This window comes from Sandaracinaceae bacterium (assembly GCA_020633055.1).
Classification (GTDB): Bacteria; Myxococcota_A; Polyangia; order Polyangiales; family Houyiibacteriaceae; genus JADJJE01.
The window spans coordinates 665,140-687,093 of sequence record JACKEJ010000006.1; the positions used below are offsets into that span (position 1 = coordinate 665,140).

A 21,954-nucleotide genomic window follows, 5' to 3' on the forward strand; every position below is an offset into this window, starting at 1 on the left:
CCAGTCGGCGGCTGCAAGGGGCATGCCCGCCGAGTCATGTAGGCACATGCTTACACTTCCCATCGAGGGCGGCCACTTCTTGCCGAAATGCGCCTCGATGGGTCGCGTCGAGCGAAATGCGGGCCACGGCTCACCGGGCCGGCTCGCCGGTAGACGGCGGGTTCCTGCCTGTGGACTGTGACGCTGCGTGCACACGTGGCACAGTCCTGCTCCCCGCATGTCGTGGTCACTGTTCCGTTTCGAAAGCTCCGGGTGCTCCCTGCGCATCCCGCGCCTCACGCGCCGCGCCGTGCTGGGAGGAGGCCGCACATGAAGGTGGTGGGTCGCCTCAGCTTCCGAGATGCCGCGAGTCGTCGCGCGACGGACACCCTCGTGGGGCGTCTGCAGACTCGAGGGGTCGCGCCAGACGCCTTGGCGGTGGATGGACTCACGCTGAAGGTGGCCACGGAGGCCCCCGACGACGCCGCGCTGCGGGCTGACCTACGTGAGCTGGCGCAAGCGGCGTGGGGAGGAGCGCTCTCGTGTGAGGTCGCCACCAGCGCAGTTCCCGAGGTGCTCTACGCGGGTGGCCCGGACGCGGCGGGCGTGCGCCCGCTGGGCTCGTTGCTGCCCGTCGTGCACTCTTCGCGCTTCCGGGGAGAGCTGGCCCGTGTGGGGAGCGTAGGCGATCCGGCCGCGTATCGCTTCCAGCGCCAGGACTGCCGCGTGCTCGTGGTCTACGCGTTGAGCGCTTCGCACGACAAGCCCGACGGAGACGATCCGCGCTGGGTCTACGGCACGACGCCCGATGGCCTCGGCCTGCTCGCCGCCCAGCCGGCGCCCACGTCACGCATCATGCGGCGCGCGGAGTTTTTCCAGCAAGTACACGACGGGGTGGCCGACGCGCGCCTCGACCCGTGGGCGGCGGTACACCTCCACGAGTGCCTCACATGGGCCGCGGAGACCGGCTGCCGCTGGTTCGCATACATGCTGGAGCCGCTCGCCATCGCGGGCGACGGGACGGCGGCAGCACGCGCGCAGGCCGCAGAGGAGGCGCCCGTGCCTCGTCCGAGCGCGGCGCAGATGGGGACGGCCGACACCGTCGCGGCGATGTCGGTCAGCCTGCCTGCGCACACGGCGCCCGCCGCGCCTGCGGTGGTCGCCCCCGCGGTCTCCCGTCCCATCCCGGTCACTGGGCCCGGCATGGACATGCACGGGGGCCCGGGGCCCGGAGCCACACCGCATGGAGCCATGGCCACCGGAGCCACGCCACATGGAGGCTTGGGGTCCACGTCGGCGCCCACGGCGCCCGGGGCTGCTTGGCAGGTGGGCGGCGCGCTCACAGGGCAGGGAGACGCCCTCCCGAGCGGCCAGCATCGCAGCGGGTTGCTCCGCGCGTTGTCGCGCAACATCGGCGAAGACGGTCTGGTCGTGGCGCGTCGCGCCGCGGCGCACGTGCTGCAGTGTGGGGCGCCTGGCGATGCGCTGCTCGAGCTGTTGGGTATCGTCAACGACCTGATGGGCGCCCCCGCGATCCGCGGCGACGCGCTCTTCGCCATCGCGGTCTTGGGCGTGGAGCACAGGGTCAGCCTGCCCGAGCGGGCCTTCGCGCCACTGCTCGACGCCACGCTGCGCTCCATGACGATGAACGCCGAACGCCGCCCTGGATACGAGGGGCTGCTGGCTCTCGCGCCGCGCACGGCGGCGTATCAGGCGCTGCGTCAGAGCCTCGGCGTGAGCTGAGGGCGCGTCATCCGCCACGCTGGACCGGCACGCCCAGGTGTCGGCCGAGCCGCCGCGCCAGCTCCATGGCCTCGGCGTCGGCGGCCGCGCCGACGCTCCGCGCGGAGAGGCGCGTCACGATCAGCTCGCGATTCTTCTCCGCACGGCGCAGCAGCCGCACCTCGATGGCGAAGGGGGCGCCCTCCGGTGAGCGCAGCGTCTGCACGTGCACCGCGCGAAAATCCTCCGGCGGCTCGTGGTAGTGCAGCCAAGGCAGGATGCCGTGCGCGCGGTGCACGCCAACCGCGTCGACCCGCCAGGTCACAGGCACCGTGAACAGCAGCGCGAGGCCCACCAGCACACACGCGAAGCCCGCGGCGACACCGAGCACCACCTCGGCGGTGTACATCCCGTCGTGGATGCGGTCCCACATCTCTTCCAGGCTGTACTCGGTCAAGAAGTACAGCCCGAGGAGCAGCGCAGGGGTGGCGAGGCCGACCCCCAACGCACGCGCCGTGCGGAACGTGAGCGGCGCCTCGATGGGCTCCCCGGGGCCCACGACGCGTGCGTCGAGCGCCGCCATGACCGGGCAGCCGGGCCGCGTCGAGAGCGCGAGGTCCTCACCCGCGTGGATGCCGTAGATGACGCGCGGCCCGTCGACCCGGCGGCCTCGCAGGGCGTCCAGGCGCACGCGCTGCCGTACGCCGGTCATGCGCTCCACGTACACGTGGTTCGGCGTCAGCACGACCTCGCGCGCCGCTTGCGACGACGGGAGCTCCGGCGTCGAGCCGAAGAACTGCCGCACGCGCTCGAACGCGGTTGGGCCCCCGCGCCGCGCGACGACCGGCTCTGCCGCGCCGTGGTACGGCGACCCGCTCGTGCGGGTCTCGGGCAGCGCGTCGACGGACTCCCAGCTCATGCGCGCCAGAGTAGGGCATGGTTCCGGAACAACGGAAGCATGTTTCCGGAACAACGGAAGCCCAACGCGCTCCGCTGGCGTATGCTCGCGCGATGAGGAGCATCCCCCCACGTGGCCCCTTGGTCGCGTTCTCGATCCTGTGCGCGGTCGGGCTCGGCTCGGTCGCGTTCGTCTGGGCGCTCGGGTCGACCTCGCCCGCACACGCGCAGGTGCCCAACCTCCCCGTCGTCGAGCGCCGCCTGGACAACGGGCTGCGCGTGCTCGTACAGCGAGACCGGCGCTCCTCGCGTGTGGGCGTGGCGTTGCAGTACCACGTGGGTTTCCGCACCACGCCGCAGGGGTTCCGCGGCTTGCCTCACATCGTCGAACACCTGATGTACACCGGGTCGGAGCATGCGCCGGAGGGGGCGGCCGCCTACTTCGAGCCCGCGGGGGGAACGGGCATGAACGGCATGACCGGTCAGGACGCCACCACCTACTACGTCGAGCTCCCGGCTCGCGAGCTCGACCTGGCGCTGTGGATCGAGAGCGATCGCATGGCCTACCTCATCACGGCGCTCGACGAGGCGAAGGTGGCGCGCGAGCGCAGCGTGGTGCTCCAGGAGTGGCGCGAGCGAGTCAGCGGCCGGGCCAGCGGCTGGCTGACCGAGACCGTGCAGGCGGCGATGTACCCCGAGGGGCACCCCTATCGGCTGCTGGGCGACGACCCCGAGCACGTCGCGTCCATCCGTCTCGCGCACGTGCAGTGGTTCCTGCAGCAGTTCTACGTGCCCGACAACGCCACGCTCGCCATCGTGGGCGACGTCGACCCGGACCGCGCGATCGCGAGCGTGCAGCGGTACTTCGGGTCCATCCCGCGGAGCCGCGCGCCCGTCCCCGTGCCTCAGCCCGCCGTCGTGCGACTCGATGCGTCGCGGTTCGTCGAGTTCGAAGCTCCGACGTATACGGATACCGTGATGCTCGTGTGGCCCACGCCGCCCTACCTCGAGGCGGACGACGCCACGTTGGATGTGCTCGCGAAGCTGCTCGACCGGCGCCTCGAATCCATGGTGACCGGTCCCCTGCGCAGCGCGGGCGCCGCGCAGGCCAGCCATCAGCTCGCCTCGGAGTTCAGCATCGTGCTCAACATGGAGCCCGGCACGGACCCGCGACCGTACGTCGCGGCGGTGGACGGATACCTCGCGCAGCTGCAGCAGAACACACTCCGCGCGGGCACGCTGCCGGCGTACCTCGAGGACGCCACCAACTGGATTACGCGTGGCTACGAGGGGTACGACGACCGCGCGATGAGCCTCGCCCTCAGCCCAGAGGGCCACGTGGTGTCGCCGCACTTCCTCGCGTCGCGTTATGCGACGCTAGGGGCCGACGACGTCCGGCGCGTGGCGAACACCTGGCTGCCCATCGACCGTCGCCTGGTCGTGCACGTGCGCAGCGTGCCGGACGCTCCCATGGGCGGACGTGTGGCGCCGCTGCGCGTGGGAGGTCTCCAGTGAGTCGTGTGGTCACACAGCCGGGTCCTCCCTCGGCGTCGTGGGCGCGGACGGCGCAGCTCGCGCCACGCTCGCGCTTCGCGACGCTGCTGATGTTGGTGTGGATGGTGGGGTGCGGCGCGACCGGAGGGCTCCCCGCGCCGACTCATCCGCTAACGCGCGCGCCGGACGAGCCGTTCCGTCGACACCCGCCCGAGATCCTCCCTGGCCCACCGCTACGCGCGCCCGCCCTGAGCGAGGTGCAGCTGCCGAACGGGTTGACGCTCATCGTGGTGCCACGGCCCGGGTGGCCCACCGTGTCGGTGGCGCTCGTCACGCGCGCCACCGAGCTCGACTACGAGCCAGGCGCGCTGGAGCTCTCGTCCGCGTACATCGCGCGCCTCGGCGTGCTCCGCCAACCGGACACGGTGCTCGGCTTCGGGGCTGGGCTCACAGGCGCCGCGGTGACGGGGACCGCGCAGACGCGGGACCTCGAGACCGTGCTCGACGCGTTCGCGGAGGCCATCGTGGCCGAGCTCGACACTCGAGCCATGCAGCAAGCGCGTGCCGAGCTGCTGCTGGACGAGGAGATGTCCGCCAGCTCCCCGCTAGGCGCTGGGCGCAGCTTCGCCATGCAGGCGCTGTACCTCCCCTCCGCGTCGTTCGGCGCGCTGCGCCGCGATCGCTACCGCGCCGTGGCGAACGTGTCGCCGCCGCTGCTCAGCGTGGTGACGCGTGACGCGTTCCGCCCCGCGGACACAGCGGTCATCCTCGTGGGGGACATCACGGCCGAGCGTGCCCGCGCGCTGGTGGAGCCACGCCTCGGCGCACCCTACGAAGGGCGACCGCGCGCCACGCGCAGCGCGCCGCCTGCGCACGATACGCAGCTCCCGCTCGGGGCGGGCAGCATGCGCAGCTCGCAACTGCAGCTGGTGTATGGGCTGCCCGCCCCCCAGCTGCACGAAGACGACTGGGCGGCGTACCAAGTGCTCGAGGCCGTGCTCGCCGGGGGCTTCACGTCCAGCCTCAACACGCGTATCCGGCACCAGCTGGGCGCGAGCTATGGCGTGCGCTGGGGCTCGTGGTTCGACTACCCCGGGCACGCGGCGTTCATCGAGGCCCGCATCGACGCGGAGCGCGCCGTGCCGGCGCTCACGGCGTTCTTCACCGAGCTGACGCGCGTGCGGCAAGCACCCCTCGGGGAGGCCGAGCTGGATCGCGCGCGGCGCGTTGTGTGGGGCGAGTGGGAGGCGCGCTTCGCGACGCCAGGAGGGCTCTTGGGGGTTTGTCAGCGCGCCTTCTCGGCGCGCATGAGCGTCGACGACGTGGCTGCGCGGGCGGAGGCCACCCGCCACGTCAGCGCGTCGGCAGTGCATGGCGTGGCCACTGTGCGCTTGCGACCGGCCCGCAACGTGGTCGTGCTGACGGGGCCGCTCGAGGCGCTCAGAGGCTACCAGGTCACGCGCAGCGAGGCGGGCTTCGCGTTGGTCCCTGCTCCGCTGGGGGTGCCGCTCCGCTGAGGGCGGGCGCTCGCCTGGGCTCGAACGGTCCACGCGCGCCGCTCGGGGCCGAGGGTCGCGGGCCGACGGCGTCTTCCCGGCACGCGCGGAGCGAGCTTCTCGGAGCGGGCTTCTGCCAGGCGGGGAGGGCGCGTCCACGCGCGTCCCGTGGCGCTCGTTGACTGAATGCTCATTCATTTTGGCGTTGACACGGGGGCCGCAGCTTCTAGGATTCGCGGGTCATGACGGCGCAACGGTACCCGGTCCTACGCACCAAAGTCGATACCCGCTCGGAGGCCTACGCGGCCAACCAGAAGGGCAACCTCGCGATGCTCGCCAAGGTGGGCAAGGCGCTCGAGCAGTCGCGCGCTGGGGGCGGCGAGAAGTACGTGGCGCGTCACGTGGAGCGCGGTCGCTTGCTGCCGCGGCAGCGCATCGAGCTGCTGCTCGACCGGGACTCGCACTTCGTCGAGATCGGAGCGCTGGCCGGGCACGACATCAAGGGCGAGACCACCGGCGCCGGCCTCGTGGGCGGCATCGGCGTCATCAGCGGCACCGAGTGCGTCATCACGGCCAGCGAAGCCACGGTCAAGGGCGGCGCGGTCACGCCGATGGGCGTGAACAAGAGCGGTCGCCTGATGGAGATCGCCGAGCAGAACCGCATGGTGGGCGTCAGCTTGATCGAGAGCGCCGGCGCGGACCTGCCCAACCAGGACAAGATCTTCGTGCGCGGCGGCGAGGGCTTCCGCGACCTCACGCGGCGCAGCAAGGCGCGCATCCCCACGGTGTGTCTCGTCTTTGGCAGCTCCACGGCCGGTGGCGCCTACCTGCCGGGCATGAGCGACTACGTGGTGATGGTGAAGGAGCAGGCGCAGGTCTACCTGGCGGGCCCCCCGCTGGTAAAGATGGCGACGGGCGAAGAGACCGACCACGAGGAGCTGGGCGGCGCCGAGATGCACTCCAGCATCAGCGGCGTGAGCGACTACCTCGCGGAGAACGAGGTGGACGCCATCCGCCTCGGGCGCGAGATCGTGGCGCACCTCGACTACGACAAGCCCAACGTGATGCCCGCCACGGGACCGGGTGTGGTGGAAGAGCCGCGCTACAGCGCCGAGGAGCTGCTGGGCATCGCGTCAGCCGACATCCGCGTGGGCTTCGACCAGCGCGAGGTCATCGCGCGCATCGTGGACGGCTCGCGCTTCAGCGAGTTCAAGCCTCTGTACGGCAAGACCCTGGTGTGCGGCTGGGCGCACGTGCACGGCTTCCCGGTGGGCATCCTCGCCAACAACGGCACGCTCTTCAGCGACTCGGCCAACAAGGGCGCGCAGTTCATCCAGCTGTGCAACCAGCAGAACATCCCCCTGGTGTTCTTGCAGAACACCACCGGCTTCATGGTGGGCAAGCAGTACGAGCAGGAGGGCATCATCAAGAACGGCGCCAAGCTCATCAACGCGGTGAGCAACAGCACGGTGCCGGCCATCACCATCATGACCGGCGCCAGCTACGGCGCGGGCAACTACGCGATGTGCGGGCGCGCCTATGCCCCGCGCTTCGTGTTCACGTGGCCCAACCACCGCATCGCCGTCATGGGCGGCAAGCAGCTGGCGGGCGTGCTGGACATCATCCAGCGCGACGCGGCCAGCAAGAAGGGCGAAGAGGTGGACGAGAAGAAGCTGACCGTCATGAAGATGATGATCGAAGGCCAGGTGAACGATCAGTCGAGCCCCCTCTACGCCTCCGCGCGCCTGTGGGACGACGGAATCATCGACCCGCGCGACACCCGCACGGTGCTCGCCATCAGCCTGTCGGCGGCATACTGCGCGCCCGTCGCGGGCACCATGGAATTCGGCGTCTTCCGGCACTGAGAGGTTTCGAGATGAGCACCACACGCATTCAGAAAATCCTCATCGCCAACCGCGGCGAGATCGCGCGCCGCATCATCCGCACCTGCAAGCGCCTCGGCATCGCGTCCGTGGCGGTCTTCTCCGACGCGGACGAGTCCATGCCCTTCGTGCGCGAAGCCGACGAGGCCGTGCGCATCGGGCCCGCGCCCAGCGCGGAGAGCTACCTGCGCGCCGACAAGATCCTCGAGGCCGCCAAGCGCACGGGTGCCGACGCCATCCACCCGGGCTACGGCTTCCTGTCCGAGAACACGGCGTTCGCGCAGGCCTGTGCCGACGCGGGCGTGATCTTCATCGGGCCTACGGCGGCCGCCATCGCGTCCATGGGCAGCAAGCGCGAGGCCAAGCGCCTGGTGGGCGCCGCGGGCGTGCCCGTCATCCCCGGCTACGACGGGGCGGACCAAGACCCCGCCGTGCTGGCGCAGAAGGCCCTCGAGGTGGGCTTCCCCGTGCTGCTCAAGGCCAGCGCGGGCGGCGGCGGCAAGGGCATGAAGCTGGTGCGGGCCGAGAGCGAGCTGGCCGACGCCATCGCGTCTGCGCGGCGCGAGGGCGAGAACAGCTTCGGCGACGGGACGCTGCTGGTGGAGCGCTACGTCGAGCGCCCGCGCCACGTCGAGATCCAGATCCTGGGCGACGCGCACGGCAGGCTGCTGCACCTGCACGAGCGCGAGTGCTCCATCCAGCGGCGCCACCAGAAGATCATCGAGGAGAGCCCGTCGCCCGCGCTCACGCCCGAGCTGCGCGCCAAGATGGGCGCCGCGGCCGTGCTCTGTGGGCAGGCCATCGGCTACACCAACGCCGGCACGGTGGAGTTCATCCTGTCGCCCGAGGGCGAGTTCTTCTTCCTCGAGGTGAACACGCGCCTGCAGGTGGAGCACCCCGTCACGGAGTGCATCACCGGGCTCGACCTGGTGGAGCAGCAGATCCGGGTGGCCGAGGGGCGCGCGCTCACGTTCGGGCAGGACGAGGTGCCGCTCATGGGCCACGCCCTCGAGGTGCGCATCTACGCGGAGGACCCGGCGGGCGGCTTCCTGCCGCAGAGCGGCCCCGTGCTGGACTGGTACCTGCCCGCCATGGAGGGGCTGCGTGTGGACGGCGGCGTCGAGTCGGGTGACGTGGTGGGCATCCACTACGACCCGATGATGGCGAAGATCATCACGCACGGCGCGGACCGCGAGCAGAGCGTACGACGCATGCAGCGCGCGCTCTCCATGCTGTCCGTGCAGGGTCTGGCCACCAACCGCGACTTCCTGCTGCAGCTGCTGGCGCACCCGGCGTTCCTTTCGGGCGACCTGCACACGCACTTCATCGACCAGCACTTCCCGGATGGCATCACGACGGACGCCTCTGCAGCGCAGCTGGAGGAGGCCGCGTTGGTGGCCGCGCTGGCTGCGCAGGCGGCGCGTGAGGGAGCCCGGGCGGTCGTGCCTGGCGTCCCCAGCGGCTTCCGCAACAACCGCTTCGCGCCCGAGTGGGCCGCGTTCGAGCCGCCTTCGGGCGACAGCCTGCGCGTGGAGTACGTGCACGCGGGCGCGGGCCGCTTCGAGGTCACGCTGCCGAGCGGTTCGCGCCAGGTGACGCGCATCGCCGCCGAGACCAGCGGGCGCGCCATCACGCTGCGGCTCGAGGTGGACGGCCTGCGGCGCAGCTACCGCGTGGTGCTGGCCGACGAGCGCTGCTTCGTGCAGTGGGCCGAGGCCAGCGTCGAGCTGCGCGAGCAGCCGCGCTTCCCGGACCTCGCGGCGCAGGTGCCCAAGGGCGGCTGTGTGGCGCCCATGCCCGGCAAGATCATCGAGGTGCGCGTGCAGGCGGGTGACCGCGTCGCGGCCGGACAGACGCTGCTCGTGATGGAGGCCATGAAGATGGAGCACGCCGTCACCGCCAGCGCCGATGGCGTGGTGGCCGAGCTCTACGTCGCGGCCAGCGAGCAGGTGGAGGCCGATACACTGCTGGCGCTGGTCACGCCTGACGACGACGCCGCGTAGCCGACGCCGTCAGGCGGCGTCCGTGCACGACCCTGCCCTTGGCCCGGTCGCGAACTGGCCGGGGAGGGCGCGCTCGTGCTCTGCTCCCCGCGTGTCCACCCGTTGCCTCCGTCGTCAACGCACCGCGCGTCGCCCGCTGGGGGTGGCGCTGGCGTCGCTGATGGCAGGCATCGTGGCCGTCGGTGCTTGGCCCGGGGGCCCGGGCATCTCCGCGCCGTCGAGCGCACAGGCGCCCGCGTGCGCTCCTGAGGATGCGCTCGACGAGGCCGCAGCGGCGCTCCTCTTGCGTCCGAGCGCTCCCGACGGGGACTCGCTCAGCGTGGCGCTCGCAGAGGCGTCTTCCGACCTGCCTGGGGCGCGCGTCCTGCGAGCTCCCGTGAGCGACGCGCGTGCGCGGGCCCGCTTCCTCGCCGAGGCCCGGCAGCGCGCGGACGCGCCCTTGGTGTGCGGCGAGGCGGAGAGCGAGACGGTGCGCGTGCTCGTGGTGGCCGCGCGCGCAGGTCGGCTGACGCGGGACGTCGCGAGCGGTGCAAGCGCCGATGAGGTGCGGGTCGCCCTCGCGCCCAGCTTCCGTGATGCGTACCTGGCGGGACGCGACGCGGACGACCAGCTGCACCGCTGGCCCGTGGACGACGACGTGCTCGCGCGCGGCTTCACCGTCCCCGCCGGGCTGCCGCGCCCCGTGCTCTTGCAGCTGGTGGCGAGTGGGCCGTCGGGTCCCCGCCCGCTCTCGCGCCTGTTGGTGGGCACCGCCGCGTCCACCTCCGCGTCAGGCGCAACGCTCTCCGTGGACGGCGACGATGACCTCCCGTCGCGGGTGGGGGCGCTGCGTGCACATCACGGCGTGCGTGACCTGCGCCTGAACCGACTGCTGGTGGTCGAGGCCAGTGCCCACGCAGCGCGGGTGTGCCACAGCGGCCGCGTGCGCCATCAGGGCGTCGAGGGGGACGCCGAGGACCCGCGGGAGCGTCTGTTGCGCCGCGGCGTGCAGGCGCGCGTGGTGGGGGAGACTGTCGCGCGGGGGCGTGACCTGCAGGCGGCGCTGCGCGTGCTCTCCGAGAGCCCCTCGCACCACATGACCCTCGTGGACCCGCGCTTCACCGACGTGGGCTACGGTACGGTGAACACTGCGGGAGGGACGTGCGTGGTCGCGCTGTTCGCGGCGTGGCCGCGCTACGTGCCGCACTGACGGTCGACTACCCGGTCGCGCTCGACTGACGGACCAACGCATCCGCCGCGCGGAGGATCTCTCCCGCCGCGGCTGTCGGGCGCTCGGCGCGCCTTAGCGCGGCCTCCACGGCGGCGCGGGCTGTGCCGTGCACACCCGTGGGCATGGGAGGGTCACCCATCCACAAGATGGCGGTCAGGACGCCGCGCGACACGGCCGAGGGGAACGCGAACTCAACACTGGCGCAGCGCCGCCGCAGCAGGGCGTCCTCGGCCTTCATCCACTCTCCCAGGACCTTGCGCACGGCGGCGTCGGGCGCGCCGCGGGCGCCCGGGACGACGTCGTACACCACCGACACGGGGACGGACGACGCGCGCAGGTGACGGTTGACCGAGTCCCGCAGGTGACTCGCCGCCTCTACGTCGACGGGGCCCGTACGCCGCAGGACCAGCACGGGCGAAAATCGATCGAGCAAGACGTACCCAGACATGCGCGCACAGTGCGACGGCTTCCTGCTCTAGGTCAACGCGAGCGCGTCCTCCGTCATGGAGTGCTCCCGGGGGAGCGCCACAGCGCGGCGACGTTGAGGGTGAGGACCAGGTTCGCGGCGCTGGTGACCAAGAGCACGAACTCGCGCCCCACAGCAGCGAGCGCCAGGTAGCCCGCGAAGTACGCGGCTGCGGACCACGCGAGGCGCGGCTCGACCGTGGCCGCGATGACACCTGAGAGGCCGCCCCACACCACCAGGCACTCGCTCAGCGGCGCCCACATGCTGACCTCCCCCGTGAGCGCAGTCGCGTTGGTCAGCACTACGGCCAGGAGTCCCAGCAGGCTGCCAGCCACCAGGCTGCGGTTCAGGCGAGTGCGCATGGCGGCGTCGCGGAAGCGCATGAACAGGGCCAGCAGGATGAGCGTGAGGATGAGCCCCGCCACCACGCCGACGAAGGGAGACACCGGCCGCCCGCCGTGAAAGTGCAGCATGTGCATGACGAGCGGCGTGAGGACCCAGGTCGTCCCGGTCAGCACGCCGAGGGCGCCACGGATCTGCTGTCCGCCGCGCGGGTCGAGGTCTGCCTGCAGCGCGTGGAGCTTGGCGTCGCGCTCCGAACGCTCCGCGATGGCGGCGCGCACGCGGTCCAGCAGCTCGGTGGGCGCGTCGGTCAGCTCGGCGAGGACGCGCCGCGCGGCCTCGGGCTCACCCAAGGCGAGCTCCTGTTCGGCCATCGAGACGCACAGCGCGTGTAGACCCGCGCGCGCCTCGGGGTTCGTGGGCCAGATCTCGAGCGCGTGCTGGAAGGCGAAGCGCGCCTCACTGAACAGCCCCTGCCCAGCCCACGTGGCACGGTCCACGCGCGGACCGAACGCCAGCTCAAGCTCTGTACGGAGCTCGTTGGCGCGCTCCACCAAACGCGAGGCGGCCTGATGACGCAGGTAGGCCTGCACGTCCGCCTGGAACGCCTCGGCGGTGCCGTAGCGCTCCTCCTGCCGGGGCTGCATCGCGCGTCGCACGATACGCACCAAGTCGCGAGGCGCGCGCGGGTCGAAGTGCGGCTCCGACAGCACGATGGACCCCAGCAGCGCCTGCACGGTGTCCCCCTGATGCGGCGGCGTGCCGCACAGGATCTCGTAGAGCACCGCGCCCAGCAGGTACACGTCGGTGCGCTCGTCGATGCGGCTGCCTTCGCCGCCCAGCATCTCGGGCGCCATGTACGTCGGGGTGCCCGCCATCTCGCGGACGTCGCGGGCCAGCACGAAGCGCCCCGTTTGGTCGTCGCGCAGCGACACCGCGATGCCCCAGTCCAGCAGGTAGACCTCTCCGAACGTCCCGATGCGCACGTTGTCGGGCTTGATGTCCCGGTGGACGATGCCGCGGCTGTGGGCGAAGCGCACCGCGTTGCACACCTGCAGGAGGATGCGGAGGTTCCACTCCAGCAGGTCTTCGGCGTCGTAGCGCGCCCGCACCGTCTCGGGGTCGTGCATGAGCGCGCGCCAGTCGTCCCCCTCGAGCTTCTTGAGGATGACCAGCGGCAGCCCCGCGTCGTCGCGATAGATGTCGTAGACGGGCGCGATGTTGGGGTGCTCGAGGCTCCCCGTGACCCAGGCCTCGCGCAGCAGGGGCAGCGTGGGGTCCTGGTCTCCGCGCGCGCTCAGCGGGTCGCGCAGCGCCTTGACGGCGACCTCTCGGTGCAGCGCGCGCTGCGTTCCCACGCGCACGACGCCCATGCCACCTTCGCCCAGCACGCCGCCCAGCTGGAGGCCGGTCGCGGAGGCCCCCGCACCCACGACGCTCGCGTAGCCCGGCTCGGTCGCCAGCGACGGGCGGATGGTGCTCCTCGGGCTCTCGCGCAGGTGGTCCGTGTGCGGCGCGGCGAGGGTCATGGCGCGGCTGATGGTCACTTCTCGATCAGGCGCGCTCATGTCCGGTCGCGCCGAGGATAGACGAGAAGGAGCACCCGTGGGAACCCATCCTCCAACGTCCCCGGCTTGCTCGCGAACGACGAGCGAGCGTCGCGGACCGACGGCGTCGACGCGCCTTCGCAGGCCGAGTGCGCCGACGCGTCGTCGCGAGCGCGGCGGGCGTCAGAGATCCCAGTTGGCGCGGCGACCCATGACGAACGCGCGGTAGCCCGCCGCGCGAAGCTGTGCGCCAGCGCGCGGGCTGGCACCACCGCCGAGGCAATAGACGACGATGTCCCGGTCGCGCGGGAGCTCGCTCATGCGCTCCGTGAGCTGCCCCAACGGGATGTGCGTGCGTCCCTCGATGAACGAGCGCTCCGCCCGCTCCGGCGGCGTGACGTCCAGGAGGAGCGCGCCGTTCTCGACCATCGCGCGCGCCTCTGTGCCCGTCACACGCGGAGCTTCGGGGAGCTGCTCGCCTCCACCGCTCGTCTCCCTGCTCGCCTCGGCGGGCTCGGCGCTCTCCCCGCCGCATCCCTGTGTCAGCGCGAGCTGCGCGAGCATCACGAGTGTGAGGGCGAGGCGGCGCCGCCGGCGGAGGAGCATGTGTTCGGAACGCGGAGAGAAAGGCATGCGCGCAGTGTCTCGCAACAGCGCGCAAAGTAAAGCGCGGGCACCGCTCGCTCAGTCGTACTCGTACGGGGCGTCAATCACCGCGCTCGCCGTCCGTGTGCGGTGCACGGAGCTCGGGCTTGGACGACAGGAGCGGGGTGCGGCAGTGACAGCCCTCCCTGTCACGTACGCAGCGGCGCGTGTGCCAGCTGTCTTCTGCGGGGGTCTCCGGCAGCCCCACCAGCTCGATGCGCAGCACCGCGCGACGAAAGCCAGGGCTCATCTGCAGCGCGTAGCGCCGGGGCCGCGGGGCGGGGTCGTCGCCGAGCACCTCGAACCCTGGCGCGGCGCTCCAGCTGCCATGCGTGGGCAGCAGCGGGCCCGCTTCGCGCGTCGGCCACGCACCGCGCTCCTCGCACAGGGCGATCAGGCGCGCTTCGAGAGGTTGGAGCACGGCGTGTCGTTCGTCCGCGAGCGAGCGCTGCACGTGCCGGTGGTAGACGAACACCCCGCCGGCGAAGAGCGTGATCAGCGTGAGCACGCCCCACACGGCCAAGAGGACCCGGGTGCGCCGCCGCGGGGCGGTGCTGGGGGAGGCATCAGCGCTCATCGGGCGCGCCTGCGAGCTCGCTCACCACCAAGCGCAGCCCGACGTCCCAGGCCGCCTGCGTGCGTAGCGCGCCGTTCCGCGCGTCCCAGGCGCCGCTCGCCAGGTCGTCCCGCAGCGCGCACACGGCGCGGTCCACCACGGCGGGCGGCAGCCGCGCGAAGCCGGACGTGGCCGCGCGACGCGCGGGATCGAGGACCGCCGCGGGCGTGCCCCAGAAGGACACCAACATGCCGTCTGGCGTGTCGCGTGAGAGCGGGACCACCTCCACCGCAGTGCGCCCGCCGAGCCGTGCGGCCAGGTCTTCCAGGGCAGGGAAGATGCGTGCCTCGAGCTCCGCCAGCTCGGGCAGGTAGTCGCGCAGCAGCCACAGGCCGGAGGACACGCGCGCGTCGAGCGTGAGGATGACCACGCGCTCACGCGCGACACGTGCCAGCTCGCCCAGGCCCGCCCAGAGCCCCTCGTCCCAGTGGTGGACCGTCATGATGGCCGGGTCCGCACGCCGCATGCGCCCGTAGCCCTGGCCGATGGTGTCGTAGCGCGCCGTCGCGGAGGTTGGGGCTTCCATCACGGCATCCTACGACCAGAGGGCCGCGAGGTGCACGCGACGGCGCCCCCGGGTGCGCCTCAGCCGCCGCTCGCCTCGAGGGCACGATCCTCTTGGTAGTGGCAGCTCTTGTACTTCTTGCCGCTGCCGCAGTGGCACGGATCGTTGCGCCCCAGCTTGGGCCCCTCGCGCTTCACGGTGACGGGCTCGGGCAGCGTGGCTCCGGGGACCAACGAAGCGCCCCGCGCGGCCGCGGCCCTGCGCTCTTTGCGCGTGACCGGCGCCTGCGACATGCGCGTCTGCTGCGCTGCCTGGGCGCGGGCCTGCGCGGCGGCCTGCGCATCGGCGGCGCTTCCGGGGTTCGCTCCGGCGTTCGTCCCCGCGTCGCCCTGCGCCGTCTGACCTTGCCCGACGGTCCCAGGGTGCTGCCCCTGCATGAGCTGCTGGCGCGCTTCCACCGCGCGGCGCCGCTCTTCGGCCAGGCGCTGCAGCTGCGCGTCGTCCACCTTCACTTCCTCGAACATGGTGCGCATGAGCTCGCTCTTCATGCTGCGCATCATCGCCATGAACAGGTCGAAGCCCTCGCGCTTGTACTCCTTCTTCGGGTCGCGTTGGCCGTAGCCGCGCAGGCCGATACCGTCGCGCAGGTGGTCCATCGTCTGTAGGTGGTCCATCCACTGCTTGTCGATCTCGCGCAGGTAGACCTCGCGGAAGAAGCGCAGCATGGAGCCCACGCCCCACTGCTTCTGCTTGCGCATGAGCAGGCCCTCGACGTCGAGGAACATCTTGCGCGCCAGCTCCTGGCGGTCCGAGATGGCCCGCAGGCCCGTGGCGTCGATGTGGAACTGCTCCGAGTATGCGGTGACCAGCTCGTCGGTCTGCCAGTCCTCGTGGTGCTTGTTCTCGGGGCAGTAGCGCTCCACCAGCGTGACCACCAGCTCGTCCACCACGTCGAACAAGCGCTCGCGCTGCTCGGTCAGCGAGTACGACACCGCGTCGAGCAGCAGCTCGTAGGCCGCCTTCGGATCATCGGTCAGGTCGTCCACCTGCACTACGCAGCCGAAGTTGCGGTAGACGTCCTCGGCCACGTACGCGGCGCGGAGCGTGCCCAGCTCGGCCCACGGTGTGGCGAACACCTGTCGCTGCCAGTCGGCGTGCTGCTCGGGCGGGGCGTCCTGCGGCGGTGGCGCGACGGTGGTGGCGTGTACGCGCACCAGGCGCGCCAGCAGCTCTTCGAGGCCCTTGCGGATCTCCGGGTCGGCGGCCTGCACGTGCGAGACCGGCTGCACCCCCTTCTTGCGCTCCTCTGGTGTCGGCACGGTGCGGTACTCGCCACGAAGGACCTGCTTGCGCAGCGCGTAGAGCGTGGTGCGCTGCTGGTTCATCACGTCGTCGTACTCGAGCAGGTTCTTGCGGATGTCGAAGTTGCGCTCCTCGACCTTCTTCTGCGCGTTCTCGACCGACTTGGTCACCCAGCGGTGCTCGATGGGCACGTCCTCTTCCATGCCCATGCGGTCCATCATGGCCTCGACGCGCTCCCCCGCGAAGATGCGCATCAGGTCGTCCTGTAGCGACAGGTAGAAGCGCGAGGAGCCCGGGTCGCCCTGGCGGCCCGACCGGCCGCGCAGCTGGTTGTCGATGCGGCGCGACTCGTGGCGCTCGGTGCCGAGCACGTGCAGGCCGCCCGCGTCGAGCGCGCGCTTCTGGTTCTGCTTGCAGAGCACCTCGTAGCGGGCCTTGGCCTCGGCCAGCGCTTGCTGCACGGCCTCGCGGTCCTGGCGCAGCTCCTCCGGGAGGTTCTGCATGACGTCCATCTCGGCCAGCATCTCGGCGTTGCCACCGAGCACGATGTCCGTGCCGCGGCCCGCCATGTTCGTGGCGACGGTGACGGCGCCGGGCACGCCGGCCTGCGCCACGATGTACGCCTCGCGCTCGTGCTGCTTCGCGTTCAGCACGTTGTGCGGGATGTTGTTGCGGCGCAGGAGGTTCGAGACCACGTCCGACTTCTCGACGCTGGTGGTGCCCACGAGGACGGGCTGTCCGCGGCCGTGAGCCTCCTTGATCTCCTCCACCACCGCCTTGAACTTTTCGCGCTCGGACTTGTAGACGAGGTCTTCGTCGTCGACACGGGCGATGGGCTTGTTGGTGGGGATGACCACCACGTCCAGCTTGTAGATGTTGTGGAACTCGCCGGCCTCGGTGTCGGCCGTGCCCGTCATGCCAGACAGCTTGTTGTACAGGCGGAAGAGGTTCTGGAAGCTGATGGTGGCCAGCGTGCGGTTCTCGTCCTGGATGGCGACGCGCTCCTTGGCCTCCACGGCCTGGTGCAGGCCCTCGGACCAGCGGCGCCCGGGCAGCGTGCGGCCCGTGTTCTCATCGATGATGAGGACCTCGCCGTCCTTCACCATGTAGTGCGTGTCGCGGCTGTAGAGCGTGTTGGCGCGCAGGCACTGCTGCAGGATCTGGAGCGTCTGCAGGTTGGCCGGGTCGTACAGGTTGGCCTCGGGCACGTTGCGGTAGTCGCCCGTCTTGCCACCGGCCAAGAGGCCCTGCTGCGCCAGCATCCGCTGCGCCAGCTCCATGCCCTCTTCGGTGAGCGTCATGGAGCGGGACTTCTCGTCCAGCTCGTAGTGCTCGTCCTTGCGGAAGCGCGGCACCAGCTCCGTGATGAGCGCGTACTTCTCGCTGGCGGTCTCGCCGGGGCCGCTGATGATGAGCGGCGTGCGCGCCTCGTCGATGAGGATGGAGTCGACCTCGTCCACGATCGCGTAGTGCAGGTCGCGCTGCACGTAGTCGAAGATCGAGAACTTCATGTTGTCGCGCATGTAGTCGAAGCCGAACTCGTTGTTCTGCCCGTACGTGATGTCGCACGCGTAGGCTCGCTTCTTCATGGCGTTGGGCTGGCGCGGCACGACCACGCCCGTGGAGAGGCCCAGGAACTGGTGCACGCGGCCCATCCACTCCGCGTCGCGCTGGGCGAGGTAGTCGTTGACCGTGACCACGTGCACGCCCTTGCCCTCGAGCGCGTTCAGGTAGCAGGGCAGGGTGGCGACCAGCGTCTTGCCCTCACCCGTGCGCATCTCCGCGATCTTGCCCTGGTGCAGCACGATGCCGCCGATCATCTGCACGTCGTAGTGGCGCATGCCCAGCACGCGCTTGCCCGCCTCGCGCACGGTGGCGAACGCGGGGATGAGCAGATCGTCCAGGGGCGCGCCGTTGGCCAGCTTCTGCTTGAAGTCCGCGGTGCGCGCCCGGAGGTCTTCGTCGCTGAGCTTCTGCATCTTCGGCTCGAGCTGCCCGATGGCGTTCACGATCGGCTGCAGCTTCTTCACCTCGCGCTCGTGCTTGCTGCCGAGGATTGCTTTGAGAGCCCTGGAAAACATCGTGAAAGTCGCTCCGAAGATAAAGAAACGCTGCAAGCTAAGTCGGGGGCCGCGTGGGCGCAAGGGCACGCCGAATCGCGTGCGATTCTCGCTACATCCCTCGGCTCAACACCATGATCGCGACCAGCACGAACGCCCCCAGCACCAGCAGCGCGGCGAGCCACGTGGTGCGGCCCAGGCGCCCGCGCGTGACGTGTGCTTCGTCCTCGCTCGCGCCTGCCTCGCGCATGACCGCCTCGGCCACGTTCGCGCCTTCACGCGCGCGCCGCAGCACGATGGACGCGGCCACCAAGCCCATCAGCAGCATGGCGAGCGCCACCACCACGCGGCTGCCGCTGATGCGCTCGTCGGCGCCATAGGCCAGCTGCTCGAGGCCGCTGGATGGGAACGGTAGCCCGTACAGGTCGCGCGCGTGCTCGTGCGCCAAGAAGCGGAAGGCGCGTGCGGCGTCCTCCTCGCTCAGCGGCGCGTGCTCTCCGCGGAGCGTGGCCGCGAGCTCGTCCTCCCGGGCGCGCACACGCGCGTCGCCCGTCAGCGCCAGCAGGCACGCTTCGATCGAGTCGTCGGCTGGGTACGCGCACACCACCGCGACGCCGCTGCCTTGCACGTCGAACGCAGAGGCCTGCGCCTGCACGTGGTGCAAGCCCGGCGCGAGGGGCGGCAGCGTGATGATGGGCGCGGCCTCGGCCTCGTCGCCCGCGGCGATGGACGTGGCAGCGACCCAGTGCCCACCCCGGAACACGTTGATGACAGCGGCGGACGGACCCGACACGCCGCTCACGCTCACGCTCACGGGCTGTCCAGCGGGCACCATCACGTGGTCCATGCTGGCCATCAGGCCGCCTGGGCTCATCGGGAGCTGCACCGCCCGGCGCGCCACCACCGTGTCGTCGACCAGCGCGCGCAGCGTGACGGTGGCCTCGAGGCGGCGCACCACCAGGGTCAACGACGCGATGCCGACCGTCGGCGCGGGTGGCTCCACTACCTCGAGCCCCTCGCCGGGCTCGACCTCCACGCGCGCCGGGACCTCACCGCCGACCCACACGAGCAGCTCGCAAGGCACCTCGGGCACGCACACGCCCGACGGAACGCGGGCGTCGAGACGTAGCCCGGCCGGAGCAGCCTCCTCCGCGCGCAGCGGCCCCGGTTGATACTCCCGTGCCGAGGTCGTCGTGCGTGGCACCCGCGCGATCGCGGCGGGGGTACGGCTGACCTCCACGCGACGTTGGACCCGCGCGTGCTCCCCTTCAGGCAGGGTGGCCACCAGATAGAGGCGTTGCTCGCCCACCTCCGTTCCGGCCACGAGGGTGCCCTCGACGCCGGCCACGGGCGAGGGCGTCAACGGCGTCCCCGCAGGGTGCTCGAGGTCCATCGGCCGCGTGTCGATGCTCACCGGGTGGGGCACGACCCGGGGGAGCTCCGCGGCCCCGACGCCCTCGAGGACGAACGCGCGCACGGGGATCGGATCGCCTGGCGCGACCTCGGCGGGCGCGATGACCCGCAGGTCCACGTCGTGGGTGCCGCGTTCGTAGATGAGGACCCCGATGAACAAGGTGGCCACCAGGATGGGCAGGACGATGCGCAGCACCCAGTCGGACGCCCCGCGCAGCGCGGTGGACGTCGCTTCGGGGGCGAGCTCGTCGGGGTCCGGGGTGGGGTCGGTGGTAGACAACGCGGGCATCCTACCGTAGACCGGGGGGAGCGAACGTGCCCAACCGCAACACCGAAGACCTCAAGAACCGTCTGGTTGCCTACATGGACCGCGAGGGGCTCCGCAGCACCGCGCAGCGCAGGCTCGTGTCCGACGTGTTCTTCAAGAGCAAGGGTCACCTCAGCATCGAGGACATGCTGGAGAAGGTGCGCGCCATCGACCAGGGGGTCGGGTACGCCACGGTGTACCGCACGCTCAAGCTGCTGAAGGACAGCGGCCTCGCGTTCGAGCGGCACTTCGGCGACGGCGTGTCGCGGTACGAGGTGGCCGACGAGGGCGAGCACCACGACCACCTCATCTGCCAGGTATGCGGCAAGATCGTCGAGTTCGAGGACGACGAAATCGAGCGCTTGCAGGTGGCCTTGGCACAGCGGCTGGGGTTCGAGCTGCGGCGCCACAAGCACGAGCTCTACGGCGTGTGTAGCGACTGTCGGAACAAGTAGGTTCGGCACCCACGTGTGCGGGGCAATTGTGTCGGGTCGCTTGCGCTCTGCGACGCCCGCCGCGACCATGACGGGATGACTTGTCGTGTCTTTGGGTATGTGGCCGCGATGCTGGCGGGCGTGGCGTCGATGGTCGCTCCGAGCGGTGGCTTTGCGCAGTCCCTGTCCGTGCTGGACGTGAGTAGTTCCGACAACGGCATCATGCTGAGCTGCTCCGACACGTTCCAGTGCTCGACGGCAGGCAGCGGGTGCGACTCGAGCGGCGCGTGCGTGGCCGTGAACGCGTCCCTCAACGTGTGCGTCCCCGGTGACGATGACGCGAACGTGCGTCTGTTCTGCTGCCACACGCTCGACGACTGTCCGCGACGCGCCGGGCAAGAGGCCGTCAGCTGTCAGGCGTTGGTGGGAGACATCAAGATCTGCCGCTACGGGGCGATCGACGGCGTGCCCGTGGGCTTGTGCGCGGGGCTCTTCTCCAGCGCGCTCGAGGCGGTGACGGCTTGCTTCGCGCCGCCCATCGACGCCAACGGGACTCGCTACAGCCTCTCACGCGGCGACTGTGATGGGGACGGGGAGATCAACCGCGAGGACAGCGAGCCCTGCACGTCGAGCATCATCCCTGTCTTCGACGCGGGCGTGGTGGACGTGGGTGTGGTGCGGGACGCGACGGTGGTCCCGCCGTTGGATCAGGACGTCGATGTCGACGGCGGTCACAGCAGCAGCGGGCCCACCACGGCGTTTCAGGGAGGCGGCGGTTGTTCTGTCGGCGCTGCCGCGAACGAAGCGGCCCTCCCGGCCTGGGCGCTGCTTGGCCTCGTGGTCGTCGCGCGCATGAGGCGCCGACGCAGCTGATCCTGTGACGGGCTGCGCGGCAAGCGCGCGCCGGGACGCGGTCATGGCGCTGTGAGCGGCGCCTCGGGGACCACAGGTGCCGAATGCGTTGCTCGTCGCGTGTGTTCCGCGCACGCTCGGGGGCATGTACGTCGAGCACTTCCCCGTGGCCCCCTTGGGCTGCAACTGCGTCATCCTCGGCGACCTGGAGCGCGGCGAGGCCATCGTCTGTGATCCGGGCGGTGAGGCGGACAAGATCCTGGCGCGCTTGGAAGCCAAGGGGCTGCGTTGCGTGGCCATCGTCCACACGCACGCACACTTCGACCACTGCGGCGCGACGCACCTCGTGCAGCAGGCCACCTCGGCGCCGACGATGCTGCACGAGGGGGACCTGTTCCTCTACAGCGACCTCCAGATGCAGCTCGACGCGTTCGGCGTGCCGATGAAGGCACCGAAGCTGCCGGAGGTGGACCGCTTCCTGAAGGACCAGGACAGCGTCCACGCGGGCAGCGTCGAGGCAGGCGTCCTGCACACCCCCGGGCACACACCGGGGAGCCTCTGCTTCTTGGCGCAGGGCGACACCCCGGTGCTCCTCGCGGGTGACACGCTCTTCCGGGGCGGCATCGGCCGCACCGACCTGTGGGGTGGCGACGGACGTCTCATCCTGCAGTCCATCGAGCAGCGTCTGCTGACGCTCCCGGACGATACGCTGGTCATCACCGGGCACGGGCCCGTGACGCGCATCGGCGACGAGCGGCGCCACAATCCGTTCCTGTAGCGG

General features: G+C 71.0%; 17 protein-coding genes. 9 read left to right on the forward strand and 8 right to left on the reverse strand.

Features of this window, described 5'->3' with window-relative positions; all coding sequences use genetic code 11:
• The first annotated feature begins 309 nt into the window (after positions 1–309).
• Positions 310–1,722 (forward strand): hypothetical protein, encoded by a 1,413-nt coding sequence (locus H6726_12295; protein MCB9658420.1) that lies wholly within the window; start codon positions 310–312, stop codon positions 1,720–1,722.
• Positions 1,723–1,729: 7 nt separating this feature from the next.
• Here H6726_12295 and H6726_12300 read toward each other — a convergent pair whose 3' ends face one another.
• Positions 1,730–2,620, reverse strand: a complete 891-nt coding sequence (locus tag H6726_12300) for a hypothetical protein (protein ID MCB9658421.1) — start codon at positions 2,618–2,620, stop codon at positions 1,730–1,732.
• Between the two features lie 92 nt (positions 2,621–2,712).
• On the opposite strand from H6726_12300, the gene H6726_12305 reads away from it, so the two are divergent.
• The 5 genes from H6726_12305 to H6726_12325 all read left to right on the forward strand — a co-directional run bounded on the left by H6726_12305 (position 2,713) and on the right by H6726_12325 (position 10,663).
• A complete protein-coding gene (locus tag H6726_12305) occupies positions 2,713–4,113 on the forward strand; it encodes an insulinase family protein (protein ID MCB9658422.1) in 1,401 nt (466 codons plus the stop codon).
• Positions 4,110–5,609, forward strand: a complete 1,500-nt coding sequence (locus H6726_12310; protein MCB9658423.1) for an insulinase family protein — start codon at positions 4,110–4,112, stop codon at positions 5,607–5,609. Before H6726_12305 ends, H6726_12310 begins: the two co-directional genes overlap by 4 nt.
• 221 nt (positions 5,610–5,830) lie before the next feature.
• On the forward strand, positions 5,831–7,453 hold the full coding sequence (locus H6726_12315) for an acyl-CoA carboxylase subunit beta (protein MCB9658424.1): 1,623 nt from the start codon (positions 5,831–5,833) through the stop codon (positions 7,451–7,453).
• Positions 7,454–7,464: 11 nt separating this feature from the next.
• Positions 7,465–9,474 (forward strand): ATP-grasp domain-containing protein, encoded by a 2,010-nt coding sequence (locus H6726_12320; GenBank protein ID MCB9658425.1) that lies wholly within the window; start codon positions 7,465–7,467, stop codon positions 9,472–9,474.
• 91 nt (positions 9,475–9,565) lie between these two features.
• A complete protein-coding gene (locus tag H6726_12325) occupies positions 9,566–10,663 on the forward strand; it encodes a CAP domain-containing protein (GenBank protein ID MCB9658426.1) in 1,098 nt (365 codons plus the stop codon).
• Positions 10,664–10,670: 7 nt separating this feature from the next.
• Here H6726_12325 and H6726_12330 read toward each other — a convergent pair whose 3' ends face one another.
• The 7 genes from H6726_12330 to H6726_12360 form a co-directional block, all read right to left on the reverse strand.
• Positions 10,671–11,132, reverse strand: a complete 462-nt coding sequence (locus H6726_12330; GenBank protein ID MCB9658427.1) for a hypothetical protein — start codon at positions 11,130–11,132, stop codon at positions 10,671–10,673.
• Between the two features lie 53 nt (positions 11,133–11,185).
• Positions 11,186–13,060, reverse strand: coding sequence for a protein kinase (locus H6726_12335; protein ID MCB9658428.1), 1,875 nt, complete (start codon positions 13,058–13,060; stop codon positions 11,186–11,188).
• A gap of 162 nt (positions 13,061–13,222) precedes the next feature.
• On the reverse strand, positions 13,223–13,672 hold the full coding sequence (locus H6726_12340) for a rhodanese-like domain-containing protein (protein MCB9658429.1): 450 nt from the start codon (positions 13,670–13,672) through the stop codon (positions 13,223–13,225).
• Between the two features lie 73 nt (positions 13,673–13,745).
• Positions 13,746–14,261: a hypothetical protein gene (locus tag H6726_12345; protein ID MCB9658430.1), complete on the reverse strand. Its 516-nt coding sequence runs from the start codon at positions 14,259–14,261 to the stop codon at positions 13,746–13,748.
• Positions 14,251–14,826: a hypothetical protein gene (locus tag H6726_12350; protein MCB9658431.1), complete on the reverse strand. Its 576-nt coding sequence runs from the start codon at positions 14,824–14,826 to the stop codon at positions 14,251–14,253. Before H6726_12350 ends, H6726_12345 begins: the two co-directional genes overlap by 11 nt.
• A gap of 59 nt (positions 14,827–14,885) precedes the next feature.
• Positions 14,886–18,188, reverse strand: a complete 3,303-nt coding sequence (secA, locus tag H6726_12355) for a preprotein translocase subunit SecA (protein MCB9658432.1) — start codon at positions 18,186–18,188, stop codon at positions 14,886–14,888.
• A gap of 91 nt (positions 18,189–18,279) precedes the next feature.
• Positions 18,280–19,860 (reverse strand): hypothetical protein, encoded by a 1,581-nt coding sequence (locus H6726_12360; GenBank protein ID MCB9658433.1) that lies wholly within the window; start codon positions 19,858–19,860, stop codon positions 18,280–18,282.
• An 83-nt stretch (positions 19,861–19,943) separates the two neighbouring features.
• Here H6726_12360 and H6726_12365 point away from each other — a divergent pair, with 83 nt between their 5' ends.
• From H6726_12365 to H6726_12375, 3 genes are all read left to right on the forward strand, one after another.
• Positions 19,944–20,342: a transcriptional repressor gene (locus H6726_12365; protein MCB9658434.1), complete on the forward strand. Its 399-nt coding sequence runs from the start codon at positions 19,944–19,946 to the stop codon at positions 20,340–20,342.
• Positions 20,343–20,417: 75 nt separating this feature from the next.
• A complete protein-coding gene (locus H6726_12370) occupies positions 20,418–21,194 on the forward strand; it encodes a hypothetical protein (GenBank protein ID MCB9658435.1) in 777 nt (258 codons plus the stop codon).
• A 124-nt stretch (positions 21,195–21,318) separates the two neighbouring features.
• Positions 21,319–21,951: an MBL fold metallo-hydrolase gene (locus tag H6726_12375; GenBank protein ID MCB9658436.1), complete on the forward strand. Its 633-nt coding sequence runs from the start codon at positions 21,319–21,321 to the stop codon at positions 21,949–21,951.
• Positions 21,952–21,954: the final 3 nt, after the last annotated feature.

What these genes read in the sequence shown, in the direction of transcription:
- H6726_12295 (MCB9658420.1), top strand. Translation starts at nt 310, where the DNA reads ATGAAGGTGGTGGGTCGCCTCAGCTTCCGAGATGCCGCGAGTCGTCGC.
- H6726_12300 (MCB9658421.1), bottom strand. Translation starts at nt 2,620, where the DNA reads ATGAGCTGGGAGTCCGTCGACGCGCTGCCCGAGACCCGCACGAGCGGG.
- H6726_12305 (MCB9658422.1), top strand. Translation starts at nt 2,713, where the DNA reads ATGAGGAGCATCCCCCCACGTGGCCCCTTGGTCGCGTTCTCGATCCTG.
- H6726_12315 (MCB9658424.1), top strand. Translation starts at nt 5,831, where the DNA reads ATGACGGCGCAACGGTACCCGGTCCTACGCACCAAAGTCGATACCCGC.
- H6726_12320 (MCB9658425.1), top strand. Translation starts at nt 7,465, where the DNA reads ATGAGCACCACACGCATTCAGAAAATCCTCATCGCCAACCGCGGCGAG.
- H6726_12330 (MCB9658427.1), bottom strand. Translation starts at nt 11,132, where the DNA reads ATGTCTGGGTACGTCTTGCTCGATCGATTTTCGCCCGTGCTGGTCCTG.
- H6726_12335 (MCB9658428.1), bottom strand. Translation starts at nt 13,060, where the DNA reads ATGAGCGCGCCTGATCGAGAAGTGACCATCAGCCGCGCCATGACCCTC.
- H6726_12340 (MCB9658429.1), bottom strand. Translation starts at nt 13,672, where the DNA reads ATGCCTTTCTCTCCGCGTTCCGAACACATGCTCCTCCGCCGGCGGCGC.
- H6726_12345 (MCB9658430.1), bottom strand. Translation starts at nt 14,261, where the DNA reads ATGAGCGCTGATGCCTCCCCCAGCACCGCCCCGCGGCGGCGCACCCGG.
- H6726_12350 (MCB9658431.1), bottom strand. Translation starts at nt 14,826, where the DNA reads ATGGAAGCCCCAACCTCCGCGACGGCGCGCTACGACACCATCGGCCAG.
- secA (MCB9658432.1), bottom strand. Translation starts at nt 18,188, where the DNA reads ATGTTTTCCAGGGCTCTCAAAGCAATCCTCGGCAGCAAGCACGAGCGC.
- H6726_12365 (MCB9658434.1), top strand. Translation starts at nt 19,944, where the DNA reads ATGGACCGCGAGGGGCTCCGCAGCACCGCGCAGCGCAGGCTCGTGTCC.
- H6726_12370 (MCB9658435.1), top strand. Translation starts at nt 20,418, where the DNA reads ATGACTTGTCGTGTCTTTGGGTATGTGGCCGCGATGCTGGCGGGCGTG.
- H6726_12375 (MCB9658436.1), top strand. Translation starts at nt 21,319, where the DNA reads ATGTACGTCGAGCACTTCCCCGTGGCCCCCTTGGGCTGCAACTGCGTC.